The sequence below is a fragment of the Kitasatospora sp. NPDC002227 genome (assembly GCF_040296285.1).
Taxonomy (GTDB): domain Bacteria; phylum Actinomycetota; class Actinomycetes; order Streptomycetales; family Streptomycetaceae; genus Kitasatospora.
This window is the reverse complement of record NZ_JBEOWY010000056.1, coordinates 39,368-56,410: the sequence shown is the minus strand read 5'-3', so window position 1 is coordinate 56,410 and position 17,043 is coordinate 39,368. Positions and strand designations below refer to the sequence as shown.

Here is a 17,043-nt window from a genome sequence, read left to right as displayed (position 1 = left end):
TGCGCATCATCCGGGTGATCACCGACATCGGCATGCACCTGCTTCTCACGATCCCCGCCGACTCCCCCTTCCACCCCGGCGCTCCGTGGAGGGCTGGCAGCGCAGTTCCCCGCGCCCCTGCTTTTCCTAGCCCAGGTGCGTACGGACGGCCTCGGCGAGCCGCTCCGCCACGGCCTTCGCCTGCACCTGGTCCGCCGCCTCGACCATGACCCGCACCAGCGGCTCCGTCCCCGACGGCCGCAGCAGGACGCGCCCGGTGGAGCCCAGCTCCTCCTCGGCCTCCTTGACCGCCGCCGCCAGCGGCGCCGAGCAGCCGACCCGGGCCTTGTCGACGCCCTTGACGTTGATCAGCAGCTGCGGCAGCCGCGTCATCACCGAGGCGAGGTCGGCCAGCGTCTGCTTGGTGGCCGCCAGGCGGGCGCCGAGCATCAGGCCGGTCAGCGTGCCGTCGCCGGTGGTCGCGTGGTCGAGCAGGATGACGTGACCGGACTGCTCGCCGCCCAGCGCGAAGCCGTGCTGCTTCATCTCCTCGAGCACGTACCGGTCGCCGACCGCGGTCTGCACCAGCTCGATGCCCTCGCGCTCCATCGCCAGCTTGAAGCCCAGGTTGGACATCACGGTGGCCACGGCGGTGCCGCGCCGCAGGGTGCCGGCCTCCTTCATCGCGACGGCCAGGATGGCGAGGATCTGGTCCCCGTCCACCTCCTCGCCGTCCGCGTCGGCGGCCAGGCAGCGGTCGGCGTCGCCGTCGAGCGCGATGCCGAGGTCCGCCTTGTGCTCCAGCATCGCGGCGCGCAGCTTGTCCAGGTGGGTGGAGCCGACGCCGTCGTTGATGTTGAGGCCGGTCGGCTCGGCGCCGAGGGTGTAGACGACCTCGGCACCGGCCCGGGCGAAGGCCTCGGGGGCGACCCGGGCGGCCGCGCCGTGGGCACCGTCGATGACGACCTTGATGCCGTCCAGGCGGTTGGGCAGCACGGCGACCAGGTGGGCGACGTACTTGTCGAAGCCCTCCGTGTACTGGCGGACGCGGCCGACGGCGGCGCCGGTCGGGCGCTTCCAGTCCTCGTCGCCCACGCCGTAGCGGTCGTAGTGCGCCTCGATGGCGTCCTCGATCGCGTCGTCCAGCTTGTGGCCGCCGCGGGCCAGGAACTTGATGCCGTTGTCCGGCATGGCGTTGTGGCTCGCGGAGAGCATCACGCCGAAGTCGGCGCCGAGCGCGCCGGTGAGGTACGCCACAGCCGGGGTCGGCAGCACGCCGACCCGCAGCACGTCCACGCCGGCGCTGGCCAGGCCGGCGATCACGGCCGCCTCGAGGAACTCTCCGGAGGCACGCGGGTCACGGCCGACCACCGCGACCGGGCGGTGCCCGTCGAAGGCCCCCGCATCGCCGAGAACGTGCGCGGCGGCCACCGAGAGCCCCAGCGCCAGTTCGGCGGTCAGGCCCTCATTGGCCACACCGCGCACACCATCCGTACCGAAGAGTCGTCCCACTGCCTGGCCTTCCGTCTTGCCCGTACCCGGATCATCTCTGCCTCCCCCGCCTCCGCACAGGCGCACGGGGAGAGAAAGCACGACGCCCCGGAGCACACGGGGTGCTCCGGGGCGTACACCTGCACCCAAGGGTGCGGGCCATCGGAGATGGCACGCCCCCCGGCGGAGGTGATTAGCGCTTGCTGTACTGCGGCGCCTTGCGGGCCTTCTTGAGACCGGCCTTCTTGCGCTCGACGGCACGCGCGTCACGCATGAGGAAACCGGCCTTCTTGAGGGCGGGACGGTTGTTGTCCACGTCCGCCTCGTTCAGCGCACGGGCGACGCCGAGGCGCAGCGCGTAGGCCTGACCGGAGACGCCGCCACCCGAGATACGGGCGACAACGTCGTAACGGCCGTCGAGCTCGAGGAGCTTGAAGGGCTCGTTCACGGTCTGCTGGTGCACCTTGTTGGGGAAGTAGTTCTCCAGGGTGCGACCGTTGATCTTCCACTTGCCGGTGCCCGGGACGATACGCACGCGGGCGATCGCCTCCTTGCGACGGCCGAGGCCGGCGCCGGGGATGGCCTCGCCGAAGCGGCCGGCCAGGGACTCGGAGGTGTAGGTCTCCTCGGAGGTGAACTCCTCGACGGAACCGTCGAAGTCGTCCTCGATCTCGAGGGGGGTCTCAATGGCAGTCTCGGCCACGGTGTTCCTCAGCTTTTCAGTGATGGGGGGGCTTGTGGCCGGAATTACTGCGCGACCTGGGTGATCTCGAACGGCACCGGCTGCTGGGCAGCGTGCGGGTGCACGTCGCCCGAGTAGACCTTGAGCTTCGAGAGCATCTGACGACCCAGGGAGTTCTTGGGAACCATGCCCTTGATGGCCTTCTCGACGGCCTTCTCCGGGTTGTTGGCAAGGAGGTCGTCGTAGCGGACCGAGCGGAGACCGCCCGGGAAGCCGCTGTGGCGGTAGGCCAGCTTCTGGGACTTCTTGTTCCCGGAGAGGTGCACCTTGTCGGCGTTGATGATGATGACGAAGTCACCAGTGTCAACGTGCGGCGCGTAGATCGCCTTGTGCTTGCCCCGGAGGAGGTTGGCGGCCTGGGAGGCCAGGCGGCCGAGCACGACGTCGGTCGCGTCGATGACGTGCCACTGACGCTGGACGTCGCCGGGCTTGGGGCTGTACGTACGCACGGTCGTAGCCTTCGCTTTTCAGTGAGTGTGTCCTGACAGGAGCACCTGGGCGGGAGATCAGCCTGGTCCCACTTGGACGCAATTCAAGGGGGAGCCGCTGGTCGTCGGCCTGGGTGTCTCCGGCGTACCGACCTCTCACGTGAGATGGAGCGAGCCAATACGCACAACAAGCGCCCAGCCTACCGGCCGGACTCGTACGGGTCAAAAACGCTCAGCGATCGCGCCTGACGCGCTGCTCGTCCCAGACCGGCTCGGGCGACTCGTACACGTTCCCATCACTGCCGAAGACCAGGAAGCGGTCGAAGGTCTTGGCGAACCACCGGTCGTGCGTCACACAGAGCACCGTGCCCTCGAAGGCCTCCAGGCCCTCCTGCAGCGCCTCGGCGCTCTCCAGGTCGAGGTTGTCGGTGGGCTCGTCGAGCAGCAGGGCCGTCACACCGTCGAGCTCCAGCTTGAGGATCATCAGGCGGGCCTGCTGGCCGCCGGAGAGCGACTCGAACTTCTGCTCCTCCTGCCGGTCCAGCTCGTACCGGCGCAGCGCGCCCATCGCGGCGCCGCGGCTGAGCGCGTGCTCCTCCTCGATGATCGAGCGCACCGTGCGGCCGAGCAGCTCGGGGTGGGCGTGGGTCTGGCGGAAGTGGCCGGGCACCACGCGGGCGCCCAGGCGGAAGCCGCCGGAGTGCTTGACCGTCTCGTCGCCCGCGAGCAGCCGCAGGAAGTGCGACTTGCCGGAGCCGTTGGAGCCCAGCACGGCGACCCGCTGGCCGTAGAAGACCTCCAGGTCGAAGGGCTTCATCAGACCGGTGAGCTCCAGCTGCTCGATGGTGAGCGCGCGCACGCCGGTGCGGCCGCCCTTGAGCCGCATGGTGATGTTCTGCTCGCGGGGCGGCTCCTCCGGGCGGCCGGCCTCCTCGAACTTCTTGAGCCTGGTCTGCGCGGCCGCGTAGCGGGTGGCGAGCGCGTGGCTGACCGAGGCCGCCTGGCGCAGGTTGACCACCAGCTTCTTCAGCTTGGCGTGTTCTTCGTCCCACCGGCGGCCGAGCTCCTCGAAGCGGGCGAAGCGCTCCTTGCGGGCCTCGTGGAAGGAGTCGAAGCCGCCACCGTGCACCCAGACGCTGCTGCCGCCCCCGCCGAAGCCCGACTCGATGCTGATGATCTTGTCGGCACAGCGGGAGAGCAGCTCGCGGTCGTGCGAGATGAACAGCACGGTCTTGGGGGTGGCCTTGATGGCCTCCTCGAGCCAGCGCTTGCCCGGCACGTCCAGGTAGTTGTCCGGCTCGTCGAGCAGCAGGACCTCCTCCGGCCCGCGCAGCAGCGCCTCCAGGACGAGCCGCTTCTGCTCACCGCCGGAGAGCGTGTTCAGGCCGCGGAACTGGGCCCGGTCGAAGGGGGTGCCGAGGGCCGCCATGGTGCAGACGTCCCAGGTGGTCTCGTACTCGTAGCCGCCTACGTCGGCCCAGTCCGAGAGCGCCTGGGCGTAGGCCATCTGCGTCTTCTCGTCCTCCTGGGCCATCATCGCCAGCTCCGCGGCGTCCACCGCGCGGGCCGCCTTGGCGATCCGCTCCGGTGCGACCGAGACCAGCAGGTCACGGACGGAGGCGTCGGCCGGGAGGGCGCCCGGGGTCTGCTTGGCGTCCTCCCGCCCGGTGGTGCCGACGAACTGGCGCATCACGCCGAGCCCGCCGCTCACCGTGACGGAGCCGCCGTGCGACTGGGTGTCCCCCGCGATCATGCGCAGCAGCGTGGTCTTGCCCGCGCCGTTGGCCCCCACCAGCGCGACGGCCGAACCCTCGCCGACCCGGAAGGACGCGTCGTCGAACAGCACCCGCCCGTCCGGCAGGTAGTACTCAAGGTGCGAAATCTCGACGTGTCCCATAGGTCGGATTTTGCTACGCCGGGGGGCCGGTGCCCAAATGCATTTCGGTACCGATCCGGCACTCGCCCGAGGCAGCGTCGGGCCCATGCCCTAATATTCGCGCTTATGAGCGATGGTTGGGCGGGGACCCCGGAGTCAGGACAGCAGCACGAGCAGCCGGAGCAGGCCGCCCAGCAGCCCGAGCAGGACTACCAGCTGGCGCCGCATCAGCAACAGCAGCCGATGCAGCAGCAGCCGGTGCAGCAGCAGCCGCCGGTCCAGCAGCAGCCGGTCCACCCCGGCCAGCAGCAGCTCGGGGGCTTCCCCCCGCAGGCCGTGCCGCCGCAGCAGCAGGCGTACGGCTTCGGGCAGCCCCAGGACCCGTACAACCAGCAGCCGCCGCAGTCCGGTTACGGCTACCCGCAGCAACAGCACCCCCAGCAGTACCCGCCGCAGCAGAGCGGCGGCTACAGCTACCAGCCGCAGCCGCAGCCCGCCGCCCCCGCCGAGCCCGACTGGCAGTCGATGGCCGAGCAGCAGGAGACGGACGCCCGCAAGCGCAAGCTGCGCCTGGGCCTGGGCATCGGCGTGGTCGTCGCCGCCCTGGTGGCCGGCGGCGTGGTGCTCGCCGTCAACAAGTCCGGGGACGACACCAAGCCGATCGCGAAGCCCACCGTCACCCCCTCGCCGACCCACACCATCGCGGGGCCGAAGTCGGTGCTCGAAGTCCTCAGCGACGAGAAGTACGACGGGTCCGCGACCACCGAGGCCAAGCTGTTCCCGCTGGACCACGTGGTCATCCGGGGTCAGAGCTACGCCCGCACCGCGACCGAGGGCACCAAGACCGGCGGCTGCGCCCAGCCGGTCACCCCCGACCTCGCGGCGGTGCTCACGACCAACAACTGCGTCAAGGTGCACCGGGCGACCTACCTCAACGGCGGCGTCGGCGTGACCCTCGGCATCGCCGAGTTCTCCACCGCCGCGCAGGCCGACACCGTCAAGGCCTCCAAGACCGGCAGCCTGCTCTCCCTCTCGGGCGCGGGCATCACGCCGGCCTTCTGCCGCGGCGTCACCTGCGTGAGCAGCCAGGACTCGCTGGGCCGGTTCGTCTTCTTCACCATCGCGGGCAAGACCGACAACTCCCCCGCCGTGGCCGGCGACACGGCCTCGCTGCAGGCCAGCTCGGACCTCGCGTACTTCGCCCGCCAGTTCCTGACGGAGCGTGGCGAGTCCGAGCTGAAGGAGCTGCAGGCGGCCGGCCAGGCTCCCCCGCCGCCGCCCAGCCCCTCGGCCACCCTCAGCACCTCGCCGAGCCCCAGCCACTGAGCGGCCCGAGCGCCCTTCCGCAGGCCGACTGACCCCTGGTCAGTCGGCCTGCGGCGTCTGCGGCTCCTGGCCCGGCAGGGTGCGCATCCGCCGGGCCGTCCGGTTCCGCTCGGCGAGCTGGTCGTCGGCCGGGTAGCCGACCTCCTCCAGCGTCAGCCCGTACGGACGGATGACGTTGACCGCGGAGTTGCGCACCCCGCCGGCCAGCACCTCGCCCGGGAACTCCACCGGCCGGTGCCCGTCCCCGACCAGCAGCATCGCGCCCACCAGGGCCCGGACCATGTTGTGGCAGAAGGCGTCCGCCCGCACGGTGGCCACCGCGAGCGAACCCTCCTGGGTGCCGTAGCCGTCCACCGGCACGCGGTCCCAGTGCAGCTCCAGCAGGGTGCGGATGGTGGTCGCGCCCTCGCGCTTCTTGCAGTACGCCGCGAAGTCGTGCTCGCCGAGCAGCAGCTTCGCCGCCTGGTTCATCTTCTCGATGTCCAGCGGCCGGTCGTGCCAGAGCACGTGCCCGCGCACCAGCGGATCCACCCCGCCCGGGTGGTCGGCCACCCGGTACGCGTACCGCCGCCAGATCGCCGAGAACCGCGCGTCGAAGCCCGCCGGGGCCTCGGCCACCCGGAAGATCCGCACGTCCGCCGGCAGCCGCCCGGCCAGGCGCCGCCGCAGCTTCTCCCCGTGCTCGGCCCACAGCTCGACCGGCAGGTCCACGTGCGCCACCTGCCCGCGCGCGTGCACCCCGGCGTCGGTGCGCCCGGCCACGGTCAGCGGGTAGAGCTCGGAGCTGCGCGTGACGATCTGCAGCGCGCTCTCGATCTCCTCCTGCACCGTCCGCTGCCCGCCGCGCTGCCGCGCCCAGCCGGAGAACTCCGCCCCGTGGTACGCCAGGTCCAGCCGGATGCGCACGTACCCGTCCGCCGGGCCGTCCTTCACCGGCGGCCGCTCGGCGCAGTCGTTCACCACATCTACTCCCGTACATAGAGAACGGGCCCGCTCCCCGAAGGGGGAACGGGCCCAGCTCACACCTGGCGGTGTCAGGCGGTCTCGACCTCGTCAGCCGGGGTCTCGACGGCGGCGGCAGCGTCCTCGGCGGCAGCCTCCTTCGAGGCACGCTTGGTGGCGGCCTCGGCCTCGCCAACGGCGGTCTGCGCGACGGTGAGCGCCTCGACCAGCTCGATCACGGCCATCGGGGCGTTGTCGCCACGACGGGTGCCGATCTTGGTGATGCGGGTGTAACCACCGGGGCGGTTCTCGTAGCGCGGCGCGATCTCGGTGAAGAGGGTGTGCAGCACAGCCACGTCGGTGATCGTCTTGCGGACGATGCGACGGTTGTGGATGTCGCCCTTCTTGGCCTTGGTGATCAGCTTCTCAGCCAGCGGGCGCATCCGACGGGCCTTGGCCTCGGTCGTGGTGATGCGGCCGTACTGGAAGAGCTCCCGGCAGAGGCCGGCGAGCAGCAGCGGCTCGTGGTGCGGGCCGCCGCCGAGGCGGGCACCCTTCGCGGGACGGGGCATGGTAGCTCCTTAAATCTCCGACTCCGGCCGTATCAGGTACCGGAGCGGGCGCCTGCGCACTGTGCTCAGGCGGCTTGGTCTCACAACATCGAACAGGGGGCGACCCGAGGGCCGCCCCCGTCCAAACTCAGTACTGCTCGGTCTCCGCGTAACCCGCGTCGTCCAGGTCGTCGGCGCCGAAGGCGTCGGCGGCGGCGGTCGGGTCGAACCCGGGCGGGCTGTCCTTGAGCGCCAGGCCCATGCCGGCCAGCTTCGCCTTGACCTCGTCGATCGACTTCGCACCGAAGTTGCGGATGTCGAGCAGGTCGGCCTCGGAGCGGGCGACGAGCTCACCCACGGTGTGGATGCCCTCGCGCTTGAGGCAGTTGTACGACCGAACGGTGAGCTCGAGCTCCTCGATCGGCAGGGCGAGATCAGCGGCCAGGGCGGCGTCCGTCGGGGACGGGCCCATGTCGATGCCCTCGGCGTCGATGTTCAGCTCGCGGGCGAGACCGAACAGCTCGACCAGGGTCTTACCGGCCGAGGCCATGGCGTCACGGGGGCGCATGGCGGGCTTGGTCTCGACGTCGACGATGAGCTTGTCGAAGTCGGTCCGCTGCTCGACACGGGTGGCCTCGACCTTGTAGGTGACCTTCAGCACGGGGCTGTAGATCGAGTCGACCGGGATGCGGCCGATCTCCTGGCCGGAAGCCTTGTTCTGCACGGCGGAGACGTAGCCGCGACCGCGCTCGACGGTCAGCTCCATCTCCAGCTTGCCCTTGCCGTTCAGCGTGGCGAGGACCAGCTCGGGGTTGTGCACCTCGACACCGGCCGGGGGCGCGATGTCGGCGGCGGTGACCACACCCGGGCCCTGCTTGCGCAGGTACATCACGACCGGCTCGTCGTGCTCCGAGGAGACGACCAGCTGCTTGATGTTGAGGATGAGGTCGGTCACGTCCTCCTTGACACCCGGCACGGTGGTGAACTCGTGCAGGACACCGTCGATCCGGATGCTGGTGACAGCGGCGCCGGGGATCGAGGAGAGGAGGGTGCGGCGGAGAGAGTTGCCGAGGGTGTAGCCGAAGCCCGGCTCGAGCGGCTCGATCACGAACCGCGAGCGGAACTCGTCGACGACCTCTTCGGTCAGCGAAGGACGCTGAGCGATCAGCATGTTTTCAGATCCTCACAGGTAGGACTCGGCACCCACTATTTGATGCCGAACAGAACCAGCGTACGGGGTCCGGCTCGAAACCGGACCCCGTACGAGGTTTAAAGCGACCAACCAGCCCGAAGGCGCCGGATCAAACGCGGCGACGCTTCGGCGGACGGCAGCCGTTGTGCGGGGTGGGGGTGACGTCCTGGATCGAGCCGACCTCGAGGCCGGTGGCCTGGAGGGAGCGGATCGCGGTCTCGCGGCCGGAGCCCGGACCCTTGACGAAGACGTCAACCTTGCGCATGCCGTGCTCCTGCGCACGACGCGCGGCGGCCTCGGCGGCCATCTGCGCGGCGAACGGGGTGGACTTGCGCGAGCCCTTGAAGCCGACGTGGCCGGCGGAGGCCCAGGAGATCACGTTGCCCGAGGGGTCGGTGATCGAAACGATGGTGTTGTTGAACGTGCTCTTGATGTGAGCGTGCCCGTGAGCGACGTTCTTCTTTTCCTTGCGGCGGATCTTCTTCGCGCCGGCAGCCTGACGACCCTTGGGGGGCATAAGTCTGTTCTCCTACTGAGGTGGTCGGTCCGCTGACCCGCGGGCCGGAGGGATGTCCGGTTACGGGACGGACTACTTCTTGCCCGGCTTCTTCTTACCGGCGATCGCGCGACGCGGGCCCTTGCGGGTACGCGCGTTGGTGTGGGTGCGCTGGCCGCGGACGGGCAGACCGCGGCGGTGACGCAGACCCTCGTAGCAGCCGATCTCGACCTTGCGGCGGATGTCGGCGGCCACCTCGCGGCGGAGGTCACCCTCGACCGTGAAGTTGGCGTCGATGTACTGCGCGAGCTTGACGAGGTCGTCCTCGGAGATGTCGCGGACGCGGACGTCCGGGTTCACACCGGTCTCGGCCAGCGACTGCTGGGCGCGGGTACGGCCGATGCCGTAGACGTAGGTGAGGGCGATCTCGATCCGCTTCTCACGCGGGAGATCAACGCCGGCGAGGCGTGCCATTCAAGGCTCCTGTGGTTCTTTCAGAGGTCTTACGTGCTACCTACTCGATGTCTCTCGACAAGGAGCCCCGGCCTCTGTACCGGGGGTGGCAGTCCGTCCTCGAGGGACGGATCGGGCAGCCCGCGTATGACGTGGTGCGCGTCGCGCGAAGTACTACGAGAAATGCTGGGGAGCGATCAGCCCTGGCGCTGCTTGTGGCGCAGGTTGTCGCAGATCACCATGACCCGGCCGTGGCGGCGGATCACCTTGCACTTGTCGCAGATCTTCTTGACGCTCGGCTTGACCTTCATGATTCAGGTTCTCCGGGTCTAGATCTGAACGTTCTTACTTGTAGCGGTAGACGATCCGGCCGCGAGTCAGGTCGTAGGGGCTGAGCTCCACGACGACCCGGTCATCCGGGAGGATGCGGATGTAGTGCATACGCATCTTGCCGCTGATGTGCGCGAGGACCTTGTGACCGTTCTGCAGCTCAACCTTGAACATGGCGTTCGGGAGAGACTCGATCACGGTGCCCTCGATCTCAATGGCGCCTTGCTTCTTTGCCATGAACTGCGAGATCCACCTTCCGGGGACGGCTACCGTATGCGGCACGCTCGTGCGAACCTGGGTTCACCCCGACCCCGAAGGGAAGAGGGCGTGCTGAAGCACGCTACGAGTGAGCCGACAGTCCATCTTACATGACGTGGACGCCGACCTTGCCGACGACGGCGGTGCACGCGGAGCACCGGGTGGCCGCCTCGGGGATCTCGGTCAGGCACTCCGGGCAGGGGCGCTTGGGCGTCTTGGGCTTCTTCGGCATGTAGCGCGCGGTCGCCTTGGTGACCGGGAGCACGACGCAGAAGTAGAGCACCGCGGCCGTCATCATGAACGCGATCAGCACGTTCAGGAACTCGCCGTACGGGAACGTGACCCCGACCACGGTGAACTTGTAGGTGCTGAAGTCACCGGTGGCCCCGACCACGACCCCGACCAGCGGGGTGAGGAAGGCCTTGACGAAGCCCGTGACCACGGCGGTGAACGCCGAACCGATCACGATGCCGACGCCCATGTCGACGACGTTGCCGCGCATCAAGAAGTCACGGAAGCCCTTGAGCACTGGGTACCACCCCTATTGTCCGATTTTGCCTGCGGTCAAGCCCCAGACAATACCGGTTCAGCCCAGCGGGTCGGGAGCGGCGGTGACGCCGAGCGCCGCCAGCTGCGCCTTGCCGCCGTCGAAGGCGGTCAGCACCAGCGGGCCCTGCTCGGTGACGGCCACCGAGTGCTCCCAGTGCGAGGCCCAGGTGCCGTCGGTGGTGACGACCGTCCAGTCGTCCTCGAGCACCTCGGTGTGCGGGGTGCCGAGCGAGACCATCGGCTCGATCGCCAGCACGGTGCCGGGGATCAGCTTCGGGCCGCGGCCGCGGCCGCGCTCGACGTAGTTCAGCACGTGCGGCTCCATGTGCATCGCGGTGCCGATGCCGTGGCCGCCGTAGCCCTCGGTGATGCCCCACTTGCCCTTGGGCGGCAGGGGCTGGCGGCGGATGAAGCCCTCGATCGCCTTGGAGACGTCGGAGAGCCGGTTGCCCTTCTTCATCTGGGCGATGCCGGCCCACATCGAGCCCTCGGTGACCCGGCTGAGCATCTCCACCTCGGGGCGGACCTCGCCGACCGCGACGGTGATGGCCGCGTCTCCGTGCCAGCCGTCCACGATGGCGCCGCAGTCGATCGAGATGACGTCGCCCTCCTGGAGCACCCGGGGGCCGGGGATGCCGTGCACGACCTCATTGTTCACCGAGGCGCAGATCACGCCGGGGAACCACAGGCCGCCGTGGTCGGCGCGGAAGTTGGAGGTGGCGCCGTGGTCGGCGATCACCTTCGACGCGATGTCGTCGAGGTCCTGGGTGCTCACCCCGGGGGCCACCGCCTCGCGGCAGGCCTTGAGCGCCTCGGCGACGACCAGCCCGGCCACCCGCATCTTCGCGATCTGCTCGGGGGTCTTGATCTCCACCATCTGGTCACGCCTTCCAAAGTCGTCGCCGCCCGGTCCTTGCCGGACGGCCGTGCACACTCTTACCACCGTACGACGCCGTACGGCCGTGGCGCCCCGAGCGGGGTGCCACGGCCGTACGGCGTAGGAAAAAACTCTTCAGCTGTGTCAGCCGGCCGAGCTGTCGCTCTTCAGCGCCTCGATCGCGCGGTCGGTGACCTCGTTCACCTTGCCGAGCGCGGAGATGGTCGAGACCACACCCTGCGCCTGGTAGTAGGCGATGATCGGCTCGGTCTCCGTGTGGTAGACGTCGAGCCGGTTGCGGACCGTCGACTCGGTGTCGTCGGCGCGCTGGTACAGCTCGCCGCCGCACTCGTCGCAGACACCCTCGACAGCCGGGGCGTTGTAGTCCACGTGGTACACGTGGCTGCCGTCGTTGCGGCACAGCCGGCGACCGGCGATGCGCTTGACGACCTCGTCCTCGGGGACCTCCAGGTCCAGCACCCCGTCGAGCTTGATACCCCACTCGGCGAGGATCCCGTCCAGCGCCTCGGCCTGCGCGAGGTTCCGCGGGAAGCCGTCGAGGAGGAAGCCCTGGGCCGCGTCGGCCTGGGCCATCCGGTCCTTGGCCATCCCGATGGTCACCTCGTCCGGCACCAGCTGGCCGGCGTCCATGTAGGACTTGGCAGCCTTGCCGAGCTCGGTGCCCTGGCCGATGTTGGCCCGGAAGAGGTCGCCGGTGGAGATGTGGGGGATGGACAGGGTCTTGGCGAGCAGGTGCGCCTGAGTACCCTTCCCGGCCCCGGGAGGTCCGACGAGGACGATACGCATCAGCGGAGGAACCCTTCGTAATTACGCTGCTGGAGCTGGCTCTCGATCTGCTTCACAGTTTCGAGTCCGACACCGACGATGATGAGGATGCTGGTACCGCCGAACGGGAAGTTGGTCTGTGCGCCGAAGGCCACCAGGGCGATCAGCGGAACCAGGGCGATCAGCCCCAGGTACAGCGAACCAGGCCACGTGATGCGGGTAAGCACGTAGTTAAGGTACTCGGCAGTCGGGCGGCCGGCCCGGATGCCCGGGATGAAGCCACCATACTTCTTCATATTGTCGGCGACTTCCTCGGGGTTGAACGAGATCGCGACGTAGAAGAAGGCGAAGAAGACGATCAGGACGAAGTAGGTGGCCATGTAGATCGGGTGGTCACCCTTGACGAAGTTCGTCCGCACCCACGTCGCCCAGCCGGCCTGGCTGTTGGTCAGCTGGACCACCAGCGACGGGATGTACAGCAGGGACGAGGCGAAGATGACCGGGATGACACCGGCCTGGTTGACCTTCAGGGGGATGTAGGTCGAGGTGCCGCCGAAGGCCCGGCGGCCGATCATGCGCTTCGCGTACTGCACCGGGATCCGGCGCTGGGCCTGCTCGACGAAGATGACCAGGATCACCACGACGACGCCCACGGCGATGACGCTGAAGAACTCGACCCAGCCGCCACCGATCTTGCCGGACTGCTTGATGCCCCACATCGAGGCGGGGAAGCCGGAGGCGATCGAGGTGAAGATCAGGATGGACATGCCGTTGCCGATGCCGCGGTCGGTGACGAGCTCACCGAGCCACATGATCACCGTGGTGCCGGCGGTCATCGTGATGACCATGGTGGCGATCCGGAACACCGAGGTGTCCGGGACGATCTCGTTCGCCACCGGGCAGCCGGAGAACAGCGCACCGCTGGAGGCCGTCGCCACGATGCCGGTGCCCTGGAGCACGGCGAGGGCGATGGTCAGGTAGCGGGTGTACTGCGTGATCTTCGCGGTGCCGGCCTGGCCCTCCTTCTTCAGGGCCTCGAGCCGCGGGATCACCACGGTGAGGAGCTGGAGGATGATGCTGGCCGTGATGTACGGCATGATGCCGAGCGCGAAGATCGTCAACTGCAGCAGCGCGCCACCGCTGAAGAGGTTGACGAGGCCGAAGAGGCCGCTGCTCTTGGTCGCGCTGATGCACTGGTTGACGGCCTTGAAGTCCACGCCAGGCACGGGAATGTGCGCACCGACCCGGTACAGAGCCACGATGCCCAGCGTGAAGAGCAGCTTCTTGCGCAGGTCGGGCGTCTTGAACGCCCGCGCGAACGCACTGAGCACGGTGCCTCCTGCGCCCCCCGCACGTCGTCGGCGGGAGGGTCGGTCCTGATGAGTGGGGAGCGGGCCCGGTGGGGCCCTGGGCTTGCGGGGTTCCCTCGGGGCCGCCAGGGCAAGCCTGGGCGCAGCCTACAAGGGAACTCCACGGACTCTAACAGTGTGTGGGTACCGGGAAGAAGCGTGTGTGGCCACCACCCCACTGACGGGGTACGGGATGCCCGGATTTGACACACTAAGAGCCCGGCCGCTACAGCCCCCGTGCAGCACGAAGCCCCGTACCTCCCAAGGGAGATACGGGGCTTCGAGTAAGTCAGCTAGCTCAGAGGAGCTCGGTGACCGTACCGCCGGCGGCGGTGATCTTCTCGGCGGCGGAGCCGGAGACGGCGTCAACCGTCACCTGCAGCGCGACGGAGATCTCGCCCTGGCCGAGGACCTTGACGAGCTCGTTCTTCCGAACGGCGCCCTTCGCGATCAGGTCGGCCACGGTGACCTCGCCACCAGCCGGGTAGAGCTCGGCCAGCTTGTCCAGGTTCACGACCTGGAACTGCTTGTGGGCCGGGTTCTTGAAGCCCTTCAGCTTCGGCAGACGCATGTGGAGGGGCATCTGCCCACCCTCGAAGCGCGCCGGAACCTGGTAGCGGGCCTTGGTGCCCTTGGTACCACGACCAGCGGTCTTACCCTTGGACGCCTCACCACGACCGACACGGGTCTTGGCGGTCTTGGCACCCGGGGCGGGACGCAGGTTGTGGAGCTTGAGCGGGTTGGTGTCCGACATTTCAGTCCACCTCCTCAACCGTGACGAGGTGACGAACGGTGTGGACCATGCCGCGGATCTCCGGGCGGTCCTCCTTCACCACGGTGTCGTTCAGCCGCTTCAGCCCCAGCGAACGCAGGGTGTCACGGTGGTTCTGCTTGCTACCGATGTACGACTTGGTCTGGGTGACCTTCAGGCGAGCCATCAGGCGCTCACCCCAGCCGCACGGGCCCGGAGCAGGGCGGCCGGAGCCACGTCCTCCAGGGGCAGGCCACGACGGGCGGCGATCTCCTCGGGGCGCACGAGGCCCTTCAGAGCAGCCACGGTGGCGTGCACGATGTTGATCGCGTTGTCCGAGCCGAGCGACTTCGACAGGATGTCGTGGACGCCGGCGCACTCCAGGACGGCACGCACCGGGCCACCGGCGATAACACCGGTACCGGGGGACGCCGGCTTCAGCAGCACGACGCCGGCGGCCTTCTCACCCTGGATGGGGTGCGGGATGGTGCCCTGGATACGGGGGACCTTGAAGAAGTTCTTCTTGGCCTCCTCAACACCCTTGGCGATGGCGGCCGGAACCTCCTTCGCCTTGCCGTAACCGACACCCACGGTGCCGTCACCGTCGCCCACCACGACCAGCGCGGTGAAGCTGAAGCGGCGACCACCCTTGACAACCTTGGCAACACGGTTGATCGCGACAACGCGCTCGACGTAAGCGGTCTTCTCGACGACCGGGGCGTTGCCCTGACCGTCACGCTTACGGTCGCGCCGCTCGCCACCCGTGCCGCGACCGGCGCCGCCTTCGCGGCGCTGGGGTCCAGCCATTGGAATTACCTCTCTCGTTTACGTCCGTCGACAGAGTCGACGAGCGGCTTAGAAGTCGAGCCCGGCCTCGCGAGCCGCGTCCGCCAGGGCGGCGATGCGGCCGGCGTACCGGTTGCCCGCGCGGTCGAAAACGACCGACTCGATGCCGGCGGCCTTGGCGCGCTCGGCGACCAGGCTCCCGACCTTCTTGGCCAGCTCGGTCTTGTCGCCCTCGGCGCCCTTGATGGACACGTCGAGGGTGGACGCCGACGCCAGGGTGTGACCCTTGGCGTCGTCGATGACCTGGGCGACCATGTGACGGTTCGAGCGGGTCACGACGAGGCGCGGACGCACCTCGGTACCGGTGACGCGCTTGCGAACGCGGATGGCGCGGCGCTTGCGGGCGGCGTTCTTGTAGGCGTTGCCCTTGCCGATCTTGACAGAGACGCTCATCGCTTACTTACCACTCTTTCCGACCTTGCGGCGGATGACCTCGCCCGCGTACTTGACACCCTTGGCCTTGTACGGGTCGGGCTTGCGCAGCTTGCGGATCTTGGCAGCGACCTCGCCGACCTTCTGCTTGTCGATGCCGTCCACGTGGAACTTGGTGGGCGACTCGACGACGAAGGAGATGCCCTCCGGCGCCTCGACCAGGATCGGGTGGCTGTAGCCGAGCTGGAACTCCATGTCGGAGCCCTTCGCCGCGACACGGTAACCAACACCGCTGATCTCCAGCGACTTGCGGTAGCCCGCGGTCACGCCGGTGATCATGTTCGCCACCAGCGTGCGGGTCAGGCCGTGGAGGGCCTTGTTCATCCGCTCGTCGTTCGGGCGGGTGACGGCCAGAACGCCGTCCTCACCCTTGCTGATCTCGATCGGCGCCTTGACCTCGTGGGAGAGGGAACCCTTGGGGCCCTTCACCGCAACAGTCTGGCCATCGATGGTGACGTCCACGCCGGCGGGAACCGAGATGGGCAGCCGTCCAATACGAGACATTGCTGTACCTCCGTTTCCCGAATTACCAGACGTAGGCGAGAACTTCTCCGCCTACGCCCTTCTTGGCAGCCTGCTTGTCCGTGAGGAGACCGGAGGACGTGGAGATGATCGCCACGCCCAGGCCGCCGAGGACCTTCGGCAGGTTGGTGGACTTTGCGTAAACACGCAGACCCGGCTTGCTGATGCGCTTGATGCCGGCGATGGAGCGCTCACGGTTGGGGCCGAACTTGAGGTCGATGGTCAGCTTCTTGCCGACCTCGCCCTCGGCGGGCTCCTCAACCTTCCAGGAGGCGATGTAGCCCTCCTGCTGCAGGATCTGGGCGACGTGCGCCTTGATCTTGCTAGCCGGCATCGCCACGGTGTCGTGGTATGCCGAGTTCGCGTTACGCAGACGAGTGAGCATGTCTGCGATCGGGTCGGTCATGGTCATGGTGGCCTCAGGCCTCTCTCGCCGTGGTTTCTCCGCGCCAGGTCCCCCCGCCGCACTCCGAGGAGTGCGGCAGGGGCACAGACGCAGGGGACCTGCGGCGTTAGTAAGACTAAGTGCGAGCCCTTCCACAGAAGGGCCGCGAGCATCCATGGAGATGCCGCGGCAGGGGGCCCGACCCCACTACCTTACGGGAGACCGTACGGCAGCCCAAATCTGGGCCATGTGGGGTCGGGCACCTAGCGTCGCTATGTGTGGCTAAGAGCCTGGATTACCAGGAGCTCTTGGTCACGCCCGGCAGCTCGCCGCGGTGGGCCATCTCACGGAGGCACACACGGCACAGGCCGAACTTGCGGTACACCGAGTGCGGGCGGCCGCAGCGCTGGCAGCGGGTGTAACCGCGGACAGCGAACTTCGGCTTACGCTCGGACTTCGCGATGAGGGACTTCTTCGCCATT

General features: G+C 68.5%; 23 protein-coding genes. 1 reads left to right on the top strand and 22 read right to left on the bottom strand.

Annotation, left to right across the window (positions count from 1 at the left end):
• Window positions 1-126: 126 nt before the first annotated feature.
• From glmM to ABT095_RS33060, 4 genes are all read right to left on the bottom strand, one after another.
• Window positions 127-1,491, bottom strand: a complete 1,365-nt coding sequence (gene glmM, locus ABT095_RS33075; RefSeq protein ID WP_350533248.1) for a phosphoglucosamine mutase — start codon at window positions 1,489-1,491, stop codon at window positions 127-129.
• Window positions 1,492-1,663: 172 nt separating this feature from the next.
• Window positions 1,664-2,173, bottom strand: coding sequence for a 30S ribosomal protein S9 (rpsI, locus tag ABT095_RS33070; RefSeq protein ID WP_350533247.1), 510 nt, complete (start codon window positions 2,171-2,173; stop codon window positions 1,664-1,666).
• 44 nt (window positions 2,174-2,217) lie between these two features.
• Window positions 2,218-2,661 carry a 50S ribosomal protein L13 gene (gene rplM / locus ABT095_RS33065; RefSeq protein ID WP_104816556.1) on the bottom strand — a complete coding sequence of 148 codons (444 nt, stop codon included), beginning with the start codon at window positions 2,659-2,661 and terminating at the stop codon, window positions 2,218-2,220.
• A 211-nt stretch (window positions 2,662-2,872) separates the two neighbouring features.
• Window positions 2,873-4,537 (bottom strand): ABC-F family ATP-binding cassette domain-containing protein, encoded by a 1,665-nt coding sequence (locus ABT095_RS33060; protein ID WP_350533246.1) that lies wholly within the window; start codon window positions 4,535-4,537, stop codon window positions 2,873-2,875.
• Between the two features lie 105 nt (window positions 4,538-4,642).
• Between ABT095_RS33060 and ABT095_RS33055 the strand changes: the two genes are divergently transcribed.
• Window positions 4,643-5,842 (top strand): hypothetical protein, encoded by a 1,200-nt coding sequence (locus ABT095_RS33055; RefSeq protein WP_350533245.1) that lies wholly within the window; start codon window positions 4,643-4,645, stop codon window positions 5,840-5,842.
• 39 nt (window positions 5,843-5,881) lie between these two features.
• Here ABT095_RS33055 and truA read toward each other — a convergent pair whose 3' ends face one another.
• The 18 genes from truA to ABT095_RS32965 form a co-directional block, all read right to left on the bottom strand.
• On the bottom strand, window positions 5,882-6,805 hold the full coding sequence (gene truA / locus ABT095_RS33050; protein ID WP_350533244.1) for a tRNA pseudouridine(38-40) synthase TruA: 924 nt from the start codon (window positions 6,803-6,805) through the stop codon (window positions 5,882-5,884).
• Window positions 6,806-6,876: 71 nt separating this feature from the next.
• Window positions 6,877-7,356, bottom strand: coding sequence for a 50S ribosomal protein L17 (gene rplQ / locus ABT095_RS33045; RefSeq protein ID WP_350533243.1), 480 nt, complete (start codon window positions 7,354-7,356; stop codon window positions 6,877-6,879).
• Between the two features lie 127 nt (window positions 7,357-7,483).
• Window positions 7,484-8,506 carry a DNA-directed RNA polymerase subunit alpha gene (locus ABT095_RS33040; protein WP_030055844.1) on the bottom strand — a complete coding sequence of 341 codons (1,023 nt, stop codon included), beginning with the start codon at window positions 8,504-8,506 and terminating at the stop codon, window positions 7,484-7,486.
• Between the two features lie 130 nt (window positions 8,507-8,636).
• Window positions 8,637-9,044 (bottom strand): 30S ribosomal protein S11, encoded by a 408-nt coding sequence (rpsK, locus tag ABT095_RS33035; protein WP_014136257.1) that lies wholly within the window; start codon window positions 9,042-9,044, stop codon window positions 8,637-8,639.
• A 72-nt stretch (window positions 9,045-9,116) separates the two neighbouring features.
• Window positions 9,117-9,497: a 30S ribosomal protein S13 gene (gene rpsM / locus ABT095_RS33030; RefSeq protein WP_350533242.1), complete on the bottom strand. Its 381-nt coding sequence runs from the start codon at window positions 9,495-9,497 to the stop codon at window positions 9,117-9,119.
• Between the two features lie 176 nt (window positions 9,498-9,673).
• Window positions 9,674-9,787 carry a 50S ribosomal protein L36 gene (gene rpmJ / locus ABT095_RS33025; RefSeq protein ID WP_003956441.1) on the bottom strand — a complete coding sequence of 38 codons (114 nt, stop codon included), beginning with the start codon at window positions 9,785-9,787 and terminating at the stop codon, window positions 9,674-9,676.
• 34 nt (window positions 9,788-9,821) lie between these two features.
• Window positions 9,822-10,043 carry a translation initiation factor IF-1 gene (gene infA / locus ABT095_RS33020; RefSeq protein ID WP_003956442.1) on the bottom strand — a complete coding sequence of 74 codons (222 nt, stop codon included), beginning with the start codon at window positions 10,041-10,043 and terminating at the stop codon, window positions 9,822-9,824.
• Between the two features lie 127 nt (window positions 10,044-10,170).
• Complete coding sequence (gene mscL, locus ABT095_RS33015; protein ID WP_350533241.1) at window positions 10,171-10,593, bottom strand: large conductance mechanosensitive channel protein MscL; 423 nt, start codon at window positions 10,591-10,593, stop codon at window positions 10,171-10,173.
• Between the two features lie 57 nt (window positions 10,594-10,650).
• Window positions 10,651-11,490 carry a type I methionyl aminopeptidase gene (gene map, locus ABT095_RS33010; RefSeq protein WP_350533240.1) on the bottom strand — a complete coding sequence of 280 codons (840 nt, stop codon included), beginning with the start codon at window positions 11,488-11,490 and terminating at the stop codon, window positions 10,651-10,653.
• A 144-nt stretch (window positions 11,491-11,634) separates the two neighbouring features.
• On the bottom strand, window positions 11,635-12,297 hold the full coding sequence (locus ABT095_RS33005) for an adenylate kinase (RefSeq protein WP_350533239.1): 663 nt from the start codon (window positions 12,295-12,297) through the stop codon (window positions 11,635-11,637).
• The gene (gene secY, locus ABT095_RS33000; RefSeq protein WP_350533238.1) at window positions 12,297-13,607 is read right to left on the bottom strand and encodes a preprotein translocase subunit SecY; all 1,311 of its coding nucleotides are present in this window, start codon (window positions 13,605-13,607) and stop codon (window positions 12,297-12,299) included. The genes ABT095_RS33005 and secY overlap by 1 nt, the downstream gene beginning before the upstream one ends.
• A gap of 316 nt (window positions 13,608-13,923) precedes the next feature.
• Window positions 13,924-14,379, bottom strand: coding sequence for a 50S ribosomal protein L15 (gene rplO, locus ABT095_RS32995; protein WP_350533237.1), 456 nt, complete (start codon window positions 14,377-14,379; stop codon window positions 13,924-13,926).
• Between the two features lies 1 nt (window position 14,380).
• Window positions 14,381-14,563: a 50S ribosomal protein L30 gene (rpmD, locus tag ABT095_RS32990; RefSeq protein ID WP_014136270.1), complete on the bottom strand. Its 183-nt coding sequence runs from the start codon at window positions 14,561-14,563 to the stop codon at window positions 14,381-14,383.
• On the bottom strand, window positions 14,563-15,183 hold the full coding sequence (gene rpsE, locus ABT095_RS32985) for a 30S ribosomal protein S5 (RefSeq protein WP_350533236.1): 621 nt from the start codon (window positions 15,181-15,183) through the stop codon (window positions 14,563-14,565). Before rpsE ends, rpmD begins: the two co-directional genes overlap by 1 nt.
• A 48-nt stretch (window positions 15,184-15,231) precedes the next feature.
• The gene (rplR, locus tag ABT095_RS32980; RefSeq protein WP_110670535.1) at window positions 15,232-15,615 is read right to left on the bottom strand and encodes a 50S ribosomal protein L18; all 384 of its coding nucleotides are present in this window, start codon (window positions 15,613-15,615) and stop codon (window positions 15,232-15,234) included.
• 3 nt (window positions 15,616-15,618) lie between these two features.
• On the bottom strand, window positions 15,619-16,158 hold the full coding sequence (gene rplF / locus ABT095_RS32975; RefSeq protein WP_350533235.1) for a 50S ribosomal protein L6: 540 nt from the start codon (window positions 16,156-16,158) through the stop codon (window positions 15,619-15,621).
• Window positions 16,159-16,180: 22 nt separating this feature from the next.
• The gene (gene rpsH / locus ABT095_RS32970) at window positions 16,181-16,588 is read right to left on the bottom strand and encodes a 30S ribosomal protein S8 (protein WP_350533234.1); all 408 of its coding nucleotides are present in this window, start codon (window positions 16,586-16,588) and stop codon (window positions 16,181-16,183) included.
• Between the two features lie 268 nt (window positions 16,589-16,856).
• A complete protein-coding gene (locus ABT095_RS32965; protein ID WP_104816571.1) occupies window positions 16,857-17,042 on the bottom strand; it encodes a type Z 30S ribosomal protein S14 in 186 nt (61 codons plus the stop codon).
• Window position 17,043: the final 1 nt, after the last annotated feature.